The sequence below is a fragment of the Bdellovibrio sp. GT3 genome (assembly GCF_037996765.1).
Lineage (GTDB): Bacteria > Bdellovibrionota > Bdellovibrionia > Bdellovibrionales > Bdellovibrionaceae > Bdellovibrio.
Genome location: NZ_JBBNAD010000005.1, coordinates 65,462 through 76,431 on the forward strand (window position 1 = coordinate 65,462; position 10,970 = coordinate 76,431).

The following is a 10,970-nucleotide window of genomic DNA, read 5'->3' on the forward strand; positions in this document are numbered from 1 at the left end:
GACTCAAAACTGATCACTCCGGACCAAAATATGAGTAAACTGGACCAAGCTCGTCGTCCTCCATGACAACTCAAGTACTTCTCGAAAATACTTTGCACTCGTACACTTCAAATCCTACACTACGTTCATATGAGCAAGCACACAATTCTTTGTGTTGACGATGAAATTGACAATGTCGAGGCTTTAGAACGGCTCTTTCGCAAGAAGTATACTGTACTAAAGGCCACGTCTGGAAAGCAGGCCCTCGAGGTTCTCGACCAACATCGAGGCCCCCTTGCTTTGATCATCACCGATCAACGAATGCCCGAAATGACCGGCGTGGAGTTTTTGGAAAAAACTCTGGAATCCTATCCTGAGACAATTCGTATTCTTTTGACGGGTTACACTGATCTGGAGTCCATCATAACTGCTGTGAATAAAGGTCAGATCTTCCGCTATCTCACGAAACCGTGGGACCCGGTCGACTTGTCGAACACCGTGGATCACGCGGTTGAAAGATTCGAGCTGGGACAACAGCTGAAAACCCGCAATTCAGAACTAGCCAAGGCGCTTGAAGAACTAAAAAGCCTGGATGTGGCGAAATCCAATTTCATGATTTTGATTAATCATGAATTAAAAACCCCGCTGACTTCCATTCTAAGCTTCTCGGCATTACTAAGCGAATCTTCGCTGGCAGATGAAGACAAGCTTATGGTGAATCGCATCTCCCGCAGCGCGGATCGTTTAAAGAGCCTGGTTGATGATGTTCTGCTTATTGTGCGCGCCGAAACCAATCAGTTAAAAATCGATGTGCGGAATGTGGCTTTTTCGGAGTTTGATGAGCTCCCGAAGGAAGTCGTTAATCTTCTGAATCAAAAACAGCTTAAAGTTACCAGCGACATCTCCCCTTCCGGAGTTTTGGCGGATGTACGTCTGGTGAAACAAGTCATGCAGCGATTGATTCACAATGCTGCAAAATTTGGACAGGAAAACAGCGCTATCGAAGTCAAAGTGATCGCCGACGGAAAAGTGGCGCGCTTTGCGGTGTCGAACAAAGGTCCCCACCTTTCCGCGCGAGTGATTGATAAAATCATGAAGCCGTTCTACATCGACGAGGATGTCATGCACCACTCAACGGGTACGGGACTTGGACTGACGATCTGTCAGGCGATTCTTAAGGCCCATAACTCCCAGCTCCAATTCGACAATACGGATCAAGGGGTGACGGTGTTCTTCGAGCTTCCGCTCGCAAATCCGTAAAATGTCCGGAATCCGCAGTTCCGGCGGGCCTTAAACCCGCCAGGACTGCGTCCTGAGCTTGCTCTGGCAGGCTCTCATGAAAACTTTCGCCTTTATTCTTACAACGTTCTTAGTTTTTAAAGCACTGGCAGCTCCCACTGAAATCGCAATTTCATTGGGTGAATCCACCTCGCTGCCAATTAATCCAAGTTCCTCGGTGTGGATTCAGGATCGCGCCCTGATCAAAGCCGAAGCGATCGGAAGTCGACTCCAATTAAAAGGAGTCAGCGAAGGACTTACCACCGCCCGCATCGATGATAAACTTTACCGAATTCAAGTTCTGCATCCGGCAAAGCGGGCTGCATACAAGGATCTGAAAAAACACATTGGCAAGTTTGTGGGTTTGAACGTTGAAATTGGCGATGGCGACCTCTTGGTCACCGGTCGCCTGTATCGCATGAAGGATTGGATCAGATTGGGCGAGTCGTTAAAAGAATCCGGCGCATCCTATCAGATGCGTGCTGAACTTTCTCCGGAACTCCAAAACGAAAGTCAGCAGTACTTCAGCAACATTTTAAGCAAAGCAAAGATTCCTCCACAGACAGTGATCTTCATTCCGTCGCCGGAAATCCGTGCTTCCGGAAGTGATGCTTTAATCAAGAAGTATGAAAAGCTATTTCGCCCTTTTGGAGTCACAGTGGTGAAAGATCAAAACAGCATTGATATTGCACCGACCGTTAAGGTGCAGATTACGGTCGCGGAGGTTAAGCACTCAGCTGCTTTGGGTTTTGGAATTAAGTGGCCCTCGGGATACTCAGCCACCCTATTGGCCAACGGAGGCACACTGCTTTCTGATGCAGAATTCCTGGCAACAGCTTTCGAACAGAAAGGTTATGGAAAAATTCTAGCCAGCCCCAACATTATTTGTCGTAGTGGCAATGAAGCAGAGTTTCTGGCCGGCGGTGAATTTCCCATTAAAATTATGAACTATCGAATCAACGACATCGTTTGGAAGCGCTACGGAATTCTATTGAGAGTGCGGCCGCGAGCTGATTCATCAGGTCGCATAAGTCTGTCTCTGGAAACTGAGATCTCAACTTTGGACCTCGGAAAGGAAGTCGACGGTGTACCGGGTATACTTACAAACCGTGTTTCCAGTCACTTCGATCTGACTCGCCCACAAACAATTGCTCTTTCCGGGTTGATAAAAAATGAAAATGGAAACTCATCCAGTGGCTTGCCCTTGCTATCCAGATTACCGGTATTAGGTGCTCTATTCTCCAGCAAGGATTTCAAGGAGGATCGCTCGGAACTGGTTATCTTCGTCAGACCCACAATCATGAACGAAGCCGAAAACACAGACTCTTCACCACAACACATTGGAAGAATTCAAAATGAACGCTGATTTGAAAAATACATTTTCTACAATTCAAAAAAAGATTCAGGACATTCCACTGAATGAACTGTTGCTGTCTCCCGACGAGGAATCTCTGTTGCGCTCTCAAAAGATGGATCAATTGATCCAGCAAGAAACCGCTTACATGGTTGAAAGCCTGGGACAAAGAATTCGCGATGAGTACTATTCGTGGGGTCCCCTGTGCTGTCTTATGGAAGATGAATCCATCAGTGAAATTCTGGTTAATGGCCCCGACAACATCTGGTTTGAACAAGCCGGCACACTCCATCAACATCAGGATACATTTCTGTCGGATATCAGCTTTCGCAATTTTCTGGAACGTATTTCCCAGGCAGCAAAGTGTTTCGTGACGGTTGAACACCCCTCAGCCGACAGCAGTTTTGGTGATTTTCGCTTAAGCTTAATCGGTGCGGAACTAACTCAATCACATCCGCATCTTTCGCTGCGACGTCATCCTAAGAATCCATGGACATTTGAAAAGCTGAAAGAAAACTCCTGGTGTCGCGAATCTGATATTGAGCTGTTTAAAAAACTTATTCACGAAAGAAAGAACTTCCTGGTTATCGGCGCCACCGGCTCCGGAAAAACCTCGGTACTGAATTCGCTATTGAATTTAATGAACCCCAATGAACGCGTGGTGGTCATCGAAGACACTGCAGAGATCGCACTTCCCAATAGCGCCAGCATGAAACTGCTGACCCGGGAGGATCCACAGGGAATTTTACCTGGCATTGATCAAACACAATTGGTAAAGCGCTCTTTGCGTTTAAGGCCGGATCGCCTGGTTATGGGAGAAGTTCGTGGTGCTGAGGCGAAGGACTTTTTAATGGCTCTTGCCACCGGGCATGCGGGAAGCTTTGGAACCTTGCACGCGCAGGACGCCGCCCAGGCATTGATTCGCCTGGAGATGCTGATTCAAATGGGAGCCCCACAGTGGAGTCTCACTGCGATTCGTCGGCTGATTCAGCTCTCGCTCGATTGCATTTTGATTGCCGGTCGAGAGCCTTCAGGACAAAGAATTTTTAAAGGGGCTTATCGACTTTGCTCTCTGGAAGACCATGGCTTCCTGGTTGAGCCGCTGGACCTGACTGAGGGAAGAACTCTTCCGCCTTACTGACGTTCTGGAAGGCTTCTTCCGAACGAGTCATTTCCGCGTTGTCGCGAGCAATGGATTTTGGATTCGTGAAGAAGGCCTTGTTCAGATCTTCGATCACTTTCTTTTTGCTCATCTCAGGAGTTTTATAACTGATCGGCGCCTCTGGCGTCGGCAGTTGACCTGTCTGGCGCATCTCTTCCAGTTGCTTGCTAAGCTGAATTCGATCCCCCAAGGAATTCTTTCCTTGCGGACGACCCATCTCAGGTGCTCCCGGTCGCGCTGGTTGAGCAGCAGCCATTTCCACCATTTTCATTCGTGGACTTGCTGGAATAATTCCGCTGATCTTTTCCATACTCACACCTCCGTGTGCTTTTAAGAAAAACCATCCATGGTTTCCCCTATACTTCGTATCGGAATAAGACGTCTCAGCTTGAGACCCGTTAAGGCAATCTGGACCTATGTCGGTGCTGCTTCAGGTTTTGTTAAGCAAGAGGATAGAAATTCCAAGGACTTGCGGGATGGCCCAACAAGCGCTCGCATATTTTTTTAACCAACGGGTCTTCGCTCCCCGACCAGAAAGTACGGCCAATCAGAAAGCTTTGGGAGAACTCCATCCAGTTGGAAAACTTACCATCGGCTACAGGTGCCATCTTTAGAATTTGCGACCACGCCTCGTTGTCATCCAGGTAGCCGGCGGTAAAGCACAGGCGCACCAGATGAACAAATCGGGCTGCATCCCAAGCCAATATCCCGGGCTCGCCCAAGAACTTCAAAGTTCGTTGAATCCACATTGCAAGTTTTTGATAGTCCTCATCCGACATTTGCGCAGGCTTGTCCTCGCTGAAATCAAAAGAGAAAACCTGCTTAAACTTTTCCAAATTCTGCGCACTCAGGCTGCCGTCGGCAGGCACCAAACCACGCAAGACATTGAATTTTACGCGATGGCCCTGCTGACGAATATCTTCCAGATTTCTGATGGCGTCCTCGCGGCTTTTCACTCCCCAGAAATCCTGTAGAATTTCAATGCAGTCCGCTTTGATTTCGTCGCCCCAGTTCATATCCAACCGAAAGAAATATTCACCGACCTCGTCAAGAACCTGCTCTTTGACGTCTTCAGCCAGTTCCTGACCTTCCACCAAGTCCGAGCCAATGATTTCGTACAAATCATCCAAAAGATGGTTTTCCTCAATAAAAACCGCGCCCATGCACATCATGTTTTTTTCTAGTGTTGTTTCCGGCAAAACTCTTTGCATGGGATCTCCTGTTCCTGTCTGTGTCTTATTCAATTACGTTTCTTTGTCATTTTCAATGTGATAAACGTAAAGTCATGCTTAAGAAAATCCTAAAGGGCATGATCGCCCTCTTTTTTATTTTTGTTGGTGGAATGATTATTTTGATCGGATACACGATCTATAATCCCGACTCTATCTTCACCGCTTTCAACAAACTGACAAGCTTCGCAGTTCGCGATGAAGATTACAAAGAGCAGGAGGAATACTTCCTTCAGGGAATTAAACACATTCATCTGCAAAGTGGTCGCATGCCAATCAACGTGCGCACATACAATGGATCGACAATGAAGGTCAGCATCGAGGGCTCGGCTCCGCGCTTTGAAAAAGGCCCTTATGTTTTCCAGGTAACTGATGCAGAAAACATTAAGCTCGAGTTGCAGGAACCGGCTTCGGCACACTGGTTTCACATGAATATCAATGGCGAGGAATACACCGAGCAAACAGAGTCTAAACTGACTGCGACTGTATATCTTCCAGAAAAATACACAGGCCGGTTGCAGTTGGAAACCCATAGCGGCAACGTTACGTTCTTTGTTGATAAAAATCAGATCTTTGAATTTGAATTGAAATCAGAAAGCGGCAAGATCGAAAACCAAGCCCAGATGAATCCCCAGGCGGCAAGCTCCCCGGATCAAGTGGCCAAGATTCAAATCCTGACCACTTCCGGAAACATCACAGTCACCAACTAACCAGCAGTATTCTTGTCAGTCTTCGCGCGCTCTTCTATAGCTTTTTCAGCCAGAGCGCTTAGACGAACACCAACCTCTGCCAGCTGGTCATTTTTAACTTCACTTGGACAGTCCGCCATCAAGTCAGTCGCCTTCGCTGTTTTAGGGAATGCGATCACTTCACGAATAGCGTCAGTTTCACAAAGCAACATCACCAGACGATCCAAGCCCCAGGCAATACCACCATGTGGAGGAGTGCCATACTTCAAGGCCTCAAGGAAGAATCCAAACTTGTGTTCAGTTTCCTCTTTACTCATACCCAAAAGACGGAACATCGCCTGTTGAATTTCGTTACGATAGATACGGATGGATCCGCCACCCATTTCGTAACCGTTACAAACAAGGTCGTAAGCTTTTGCCAGGATTTTTCCGTAAGCTTCCTCGTTGGTACCCAGAAGATCATCAAAGGATTCATCTTTTGGAGATGTGAATGGATGGTGACGAGCCACCCAGCGTTTTTCATCCGGAGAGTACTCCAGAAGCGGGAAATCCACGACCCATAGGAATTTATAAGCTTTGCCGTCAATCAAACCCAACTCTTTACCCAGGTGCAACCGCAACGTGGAAAGAGCTGCACATGCGATATCGAATTCATCGCCAACGATCAATGCACAGTCACCTTTTTGTGCGCCCGTGGCTGCAAAGATCTCTGCCAGTTTTTCTGGAGTAAAGAATTTGGATACTGGAGATGTCAACGTGCCGTCCGCCTCAGACTTGATCCATACCAAGCCTTTAGCACCTGCACGTTTTGCCATATCAGTCAGTTTGTCGAATTGGCCACGAGAGTATGTGCCACCTTTTGGAACAGCGATACCGCGAACAATCGCTCCACGTGCCAAAGCATCATCGAATACTTTGAAGCCCGAACCCGTCACGATGGATTTCAAATCTTTGATCTCCATGCCGAAGCGTGTATCTGGCTTATCGATACCATAACGATCCATCGCATCTTGGTATGTCATGCGCGGGATTTCCCCCACGTCGATACCTTTGATCTCTTTCCAGATCATACGCAGCATTTTTTCATTCATCGCCATGATGTCCTCTTGGTCGATGAAAGACATTTCCATATCAATTTGCGAAAACTCCGGCTGACGATCCGCACGCAAGTCTTCGTCACGGAAGCAACGAGCAATTTGGAAATAGCGATCGTAACCGCCAATCATCAAAAGCTGTTTCAGAGTTTGCGGAGACTGAGGCAATGCATAGAACGTACCTTGGTTCACACGAGAAGGAACCAAATAGTCACGAGCACCCTCAGGAGTGGATTTATACAAAATTGGAGTTTCCACTTCAATAAAGCCATTGTCAGACAAGAAACGTCGAACCACTTGAGCCACTTTATGACGAGTGATTAAGTGAGACTGCAAACGCTCCGTACGCAAATCCAGGTAACGGTACTTCAGACGAAGCATTTCATTGACGTTGTTATCGCCGGCTTGGAATGGCGGAACTGCGGACTCATTTAGAATTTCACAACGTGTGGCTTCAATTTCGACCTCACCCGTTTTGATTTTAGTATTCTTCATGCCATCAGGACGAGCACGAACAACGCCTTCAACAGCGACAACGAACTCACCACGCAGATTTTTTGAAGCAGCTGTTTCAGCTTTGTTTGGATCCAGAACAACTTGAACGATGCCTTCGCGATCGCGCAAATCAATGAACACCAAGTTCCCGTGATCGCGTCGAACATCGACCCAACCCATCACAACAACTTTTTGCCCAACATTAGCGGCCGTCATTTTACCGCAATAATCAGTTCTCTTCAGATCCTTAACAAATTTCATGGATAACCCTTATCAAAGGAAAGAATGCCCAGAAAAAGCCCAAGCATTCAAAAATACTCTCATTTCCCGGATCAAACGTCAAAACCCAACGCCCAGTTTAATCGCGGCCAAAGCCTAGTAAAGCTCGGAGCCATAACCCTTCCCAACGCCAGAGCCTCAGCTATATACTCAAACTCTAAGTTGTACGTAGAAAGGACCGAAGTATGCCTAAATTCACGATTAATCACGATTCCTCTCACTCCGCGCCTGAAGCCTATAAGAAAATCAAAGAATTTTTAGCAAACGACCTTGATATTCGTAAATTCGATCCCAAATTGAAGTGCGATTTCAGTGATGGAACGATGAGTTGCAAAATGAATGGCTCCCAGTTCAAAGCGGACATGAATGTTGCCGCTGCGGGCAATGGCAGTAAGGTGTCAGTGACCGTGGATCTGCCGTTGATGCTGACTCCGTTCAAAGGTAAGGTTCAGGAAACTTTGGAAAGAAAGCTCGCTAAGTATTTGGGCTGATTCTTTTCTTTCCGTTTAAAAAGGTTGTATGGCAAAAACCAAGGCGAAAACCTCCACGTCGAAAGACACAAAAAAGGTAAAGGCGGCTTCCAGCGAAGCCAGTCCGAAAAAACCTGCGCCTAAAAAAACTGCCAAAGACAAAATCGAAACCAAACAAGTCGTGGCGGAAATCGTTGATGATGAATCCGCCGAATCCTCACTGGAACATGCCGAAGCCGACAAAGCCTATGCCGTTCCTTCCAATGAAGATGACAACGTTGAAATTCTGGAGCCGGAGCCCTCGTCCAATCTGCCAAGTGTAGATAACTCCAAGGCCATAACTTCCTCAGATCCTCTGGCAATATACCTGAACGAAATTCGCCGGTACCGCGTTCTGACCAAAGAGGAAGAAATCGCCCTGGCTAAAAAGTATTTTGAAACCAAGGATCCGGAAGCAGCGCAAGCCCTGGTTAAATCCAACTTACGCTTCGTGGTGAAAGTGGCCGCTGAGTATTCCAAGTTCGGCGCAAAAATGATCGACCTTATTCAGGAAGGCAATGTGGGATTGATGCACGCCGTGCGTGAGTTCAATCCGTACAAAGGCGCCCGTCTGATCACTTATGCTGTGTGGTGGATTAAAGGTTATATTCAGGAATACCTGATGCGCCAGTATTCCATGGTCCGCATCGGCACAACTCAAAATCAAAGAAAGCTTTTCTATCAACTGCAAAAAGAAAAGAACGCTTTGGATGCGATGGGCATTGAACCCACGACAGCATTGATCAGTTCGCGCCTGGGAATCCCCGAGGATGAAGTGCGCGACATGGCCATGCGCATGACCGGTCGTGATGTCAGCCTGGATAAACCGGTAGATGAAGATTCCGGAACCAGCCTGGGTGATTTGCAGAAAAGTCCCGATAACCAGGCGCCGTTGGACGAGCAATTGGCCCGCCAGGAACAACTTGAAATTCTGAAAAACAAAATTGAAGAGATCCGTCCCGATCTTTCCGACCGCGAGAAAATCATTTTGGACGAACGTATTCTGAATGACGAGCCATTGACGTTACAGGAAATTGGCGAAAAATACGGAATCACCCGCGAGGCCGTCCGCCAGATGGAAGCGCGTCTTATGAAAAAGATCAAAGCGAAAATGGAAGAATCCGAAGACGAGAGTGAGTGATTAAAATTGCCACTCTAAGTTTGCAACCACTCTCACCTTGTTTTGAGTTTGGCCTTTGAAATCATCCAATGCCAATTGGCTTTTAAATTTACAGCCCAACTTTTTAGCTGTCTCCACCCAACTGACCTGAACTTCCTGCACATCAACTTCGGGTTGTACGTCATGATGATAAACCACATCCGTATTTAGTTTCTCAAGACCGGCTGTGCGCCAATTCACCCGGTAAGCCGCCATGGAAGCCTCTGCCGCGGTTGCTTGAAAGATTAAGAAAAAGCCTACTAAGATTGTGATTGTTTGAATTACTGTCTTCATGAATCTAATACTACCGGAGCACAACAGAAATCACTCACTCACATTCAAGTCGTTTCAAGACATATTCCAAGTTCCTTGCAGAAACAAAATGCAGGCCCCCACTTTAGTGGAACTGTGCCGGTACCTCTGATCCACGGACCTCACCGTCAGGTCGATCTGGATCAACTCTCAAAGCCCCTCCTGCAGAAGGATGGCAGTCTTTACTATGATTCTCGAGTTTTGCGAGATCATTCATTTTCGTCATTTGAGACTGATCAGGGCAAGGCAACACACCAGGTCTTTGGAATACACCCTTGGAGCGCAACGCCCGATCCACATCCGGAGAGTTGCTATAGTCGTTAATCATTTGATCCATATTCGAAGAAGGCGCGGCGTATACTGGTGTCGCTGCGGAAATTATCAAACCTGCTAAAAACAACATTGGAGTTCGCATAATGACCTCCTATAACATCCCTATACTACCACATCCCAAACCTTCAGAGCCCCACCCAATGCCAACTGCCACTCTCACGGCACTCTCACCCTCGCCCAACGTCACACCCCAAACCCAATCCCAAACCAAAGTCCCGAATCAACGGTCCTTGGGGGTATCGGAAAACAAAAAACGCCAGGGGTTAGCTGGCGTTTTTCTAGGTGTGATAGAAACTTTTATTAAAACGATTAGGCTACTTCTAGTTCGCCGGCGCCGATTGTGGCTGCCAGTTTTGCACGAAGGCGCGTAACTGCTTGAGCATGAAGTTGGGACACGCGGGATTCAGTGACTCTTAGAACCTGACCGATTTCTTTCAGATTCAGGTCTTCGTAGTAGTACAACGAAAGAACCAGGCGTTGTCTTTCCGGAAGTTCCTCAATCGCAGTCGCCACAACCTCTTTGATGTTTTTCACATTCAATTGATTGAACGGACTGTTGGTGCGGGAGCCTTCCAGGATATCCATGATGGATTTTTTATCTGTATTACTGAATGTCGTCGCCTGATCGATTGGCAACAAGCTCACAGGGCGAACTTGGTTTACCAGATCATGGAACTCATCGATGTTCACGTTAAGTGCTTTGGCAACTTCCTCGTCCGTAGCAGTACGGCCCAAGTCAGCTTCCAATTGAACCATGGTGCGATCCAAAAGTTTTGCCTTGTCACGGATGGAGCGAGGCACCCAGTCTTGGGCACGAAGTTCATCCAGAATGGCACCGCGAATACGGAATTCAGCGTATGTCTTGAATTTATTATCACGTGTGGAGTCGTATTTTTCGATGGCGTCCATCAAACCGATAACACCAGCGGAAACCAAATCATCCAATTCGATGTTAGAAGGAAGTCTAACGGCGATCTTCTGAGCGATAAACTTAATAAGTGGAGCGTATTCTCTAATAAGGTCGTCTTTTTTAGTCGGCGCGAGCTGACGTGGCTCATCCTTGTACTTCTTCAACAAAGCCGCATTTTTCCCCATATT

12 protein-coding genes are annotated in these 10,970 nt (G+C 47.2%); 6 read left to right on the forward strand and 6 right to left on the reverse strand.

The window, feature by feature from the left end; genetic code table 11:
• The first annotated feature begins 129 nt into the window (after positions 1 to 129).
• From AAAA73_RS07660 to AAAA73_RS07670, 3 genes are all read left to right on the forward strand, one after another.
• Positions 130 to 1,239, forward strand: coding sequence for a hybrid sensor histidine kinase/response regulator (locus AAAA73_RS07660; protein WP_340597614.1), 1,110 nt, complete (start codon positions 130 to 132; stop codon positions 1,237 to 1,239).
• A gap of 76 nt (positions 1,240 to 1,315) precedes the next feature.
• Complete coding sequence (locus tag AAAA73_RS07665; protein ID WP_340597615.1) at positions 1,316 to 2,623, forward strand: pilus assembly protein; 1,308 nt, start codon at positions 1,316 to 1,318, stop codon at positions 2,621 to 2,623.
• The gene (locus tag AAAA73_RS07670) at positions 2,613 to 3,752 is read left to right on the forward strand and encodes a CpaF family protein (RefSeq protein ID WP_340597616.1); all 1,140 of its coding nucleotides are present in this window, start codon (positions 2,613 to 2,615) and stop codon (positions 3,750 to 3,752) included. The genes AAAA73_RS07665 and AAAA73_RS07670 overlap by 11 nt, the downstream gene beginning before the upstream one ends.
• On the opposite strand, the gene AAAA73_RS07675 is transcribed toward AAAA73_RS07670, so the two are convergent.
• Both AAAA73_RS07675 and AAAA73_RS07680 read right to left on the reverse strand, forming a co-directional pair.
• Complete coding sequence (locus AAAA73_RS07675; RefSeq protein WP_340597617.1) at positions 3,658 to 4,083, reverse strand: hypothetical protein; 426 nt, start codon at positions 4,081 to 4,083, stop codon at positions 3,658 to 3,660. The two genes, AAAA73_RS07670 and AAAA73_RS07675, sit on opposite strands and share 95 nt — an antisense overlap.
• Before the next feature lie 130 nt (positions 4,084 to 4,213).
• Positions 4,214 to 4,984: a DUF1266 domain-containing protein gene (locus AAAA73_RS07680; RefSeq protein WP_340597618.1), complete on the reverse strand. Its 771-nt coding sequence runs from the start codon at positions 4,982 to 4,984 to the stop codon at positions 4,214 to 4,216.
• A gap of 74 nt (positions 4,985 to 5,058) precedes the next feature.
• Between AAAA73_RS07680 and AAAA73_RS07685 the strand changes: the two genes are divergently transcribed.
• Positions 5,059 to 5,712, forward strand: coding sequence for a DUF4097 family beta strand repeat-containing protein (locus AAAA73_RS07685; protein ID WP_340597619.1), 654 nt, complete (start codon positions 5,059 to 5,061; stop codon positions 5,710 to 5,712).
• On the opposite strand, the gene aspS is transcribed toward AAAA73_RS07685, so the two are convergent.
• Positions 5,709 to 7,541, reverse strand: a complete 1,833-nt coding sequence (aspS, locus tag AAAA73_RS07690) for an aspartate--tRNA ligase (protein ID WP_340597620.1) — start codon at positions 7,539 to 7,541, stop codon at positions 5,709 to 5,711. The genes AAAA73_RS07685 and aspS overlap by 4 nt on opposite strands.
• 203 nt (positions 7,542 to 7,744) lie before the next feature.
• On the opposite strand from aspS, the gene AAAA73_RS07695 reads away from it, so the two are divergent.
• Together AAAA73_RS07695 and AAAA73_RS07700 are read left to right on the forward strand one after the other, a co-directional pair.
• Positions 7,745 to 8,050 (forward strand): polyhydroxyalkanoic acid system family protein, encoded by a 306-nt coding sequence (locus AAAA73_RS07695; protein ID WP_340597621.1) that lies wholly within the window; start codon positions 7,745 to 7,747, stop codon positions 8,048 to 8,050.
• Between the two features lie 28 nt (positions 8,051 to 8,078).
• Complete coding sequence (locus tag AAAA73_RS07700) at positions 8,079 to 9,209, forward strand: sigma-70 family RNA polymerase sigma factor (RefSeq protein WP_340597622.1); 1,131 nt, start codon at positions 8,079 to 8,081, stop codon at positions 9,207 to 9,209.
• Here AAAA73_RS07700 and AAAA73_RS07705 read toward each other — a convergent pair whose 3' ends face one another.
• The 3 genes from AAAA73_RS07705 to AAAA73_RS07715 form a co-directional block, all read right to left on the reverse strand.
• Positions 9,210 to 9,521, reverse strand: coding sequence for a hypothetical protein (locus AAAA73_RS07705; RefSeq protein ID WP_340597623.1), 312 nt, complete (start codon positions 9,519 to 9,521; stop codon positions 9,210 to 9,212).
• A gap of 103 nt (positions 9,522 to 9,624) precedes the next feature.
• Complete coding sequence (locus AAAA73_RS07710) at positions 9,625 to 9,954, reverse strand: hypothetical protein (RefSeq protein ID WP_340597624.1); 330 nt, start codon at positions 9,952 to 9,954, stop codon at positions 9,625 to 9,627.
• A gap of 227 nt (positions 9,955 to 10,181) precedes the next feature.
• Positions 10,182 to 10,967, reverse strand: coding sequence for a FliA/WhiG family RNA polymerase sigma factor (locus AAAA73_RS07715; protein WP_340597625.1), 786 nt, complete (start codon positions 10,965 to 10,967; stop codon positions 10,182 to 10,184).
• Positions 10,968 to 10,970: the final 3 nt, after the last annotated feature.

What these genes read in the sequence shown, in the direction of transcription:
- AAAA73_RS07660 (WP_340597614.1), top strand. Translation starts at nt 130, where the DNA reads ATGAGCAAGCACACAATTCTTTGTGTTGACGATGAAATTGACAATGTC.
- AAAA73_RS07665 (WP_340597615.1), top strand. Translation starts at nt 1,316, where the DNA reads ATGAAAACTTTCGCCTTTATTCTTACAACGTTCTTAGTTTTTAAAGCA.
- AAAA73_RS07670 (WP_340597616.1), top strand. Translation starts at nt 2,613, where the DNA reads ATGAACGCTGATTTGAAAAATACATTTTCTACAATTCAAAAAAAGATT.
- AAAA73_RS07675 (WP_340597617.1), bottom strand. Translation starts at nt 4,083, where the DNA reads ATGGAAAAGATCAGCGGAATTATTCCAGCAAGTCCACGAATGAAAATG.
- AAAA73_RS07680 (WP_340597618.1), bottom strand. Translation starts at nt 4,984, where the DNA reads ATGCAAAGAGTTTTGCCGGAAACAACACTAGAAAAAAACATGATGTGC.
- AAAA73_RS07685 (WP_340597619.1), top strand. Translation starts at nt 5,059, where the DNA reads ATGCTTAAGAAAATCCTAAAGGGCATGATCGCCCTCTTTTTTATTTTT.
- aspS (WP_340597620.1), bottom strand. Translation starts at nt 7,541, where the DNA reads ATGAAATTTGTTAAGGATCTGAAGAGAACTGATTATTGCGGTAAAATG.
- AAAA73_RS07695 (WP_340597621.1), top strand. Translation starts at nt 7,745, where the DNA reads ATGCCTAAATTCACGATTAATCACGATTCCTCTCACTCCGCGCCTGAA.
- AAAA73_RS07700 (WP_340597622.1), top strand. Translation starts at nt 8,079, where the DNA reads ATGGCAAAAACCAAGGCGAAAACCTCCACGTCGAAAGACACAAAAAAG.
- AAAA73_RS07705 (WP_340597623.1), bottom strand. Translation starts at nt 9,521, where the DNA reads ATGAAGACAGTAATTCAAACAATCACAATCTTAGTAGGCTTTTTCTTA.
- AAAA73_RS07710 (WP_340597624.1), bottom strand. Translation starts at nt 9,954, where the DNA reads ATGCGAACTCCAATGTTGTTTTTAGCAGGTTTGATAATTTCCGCAGCG.
- AAAA73_RS07715 (WP_340597625.1), bottom strand. Translation starts at nt 10,967, where the DNA reads ATGGGGAAAAATGCGGCTTTGTTGAAGAAGTACAAGGATGAGCCACGT.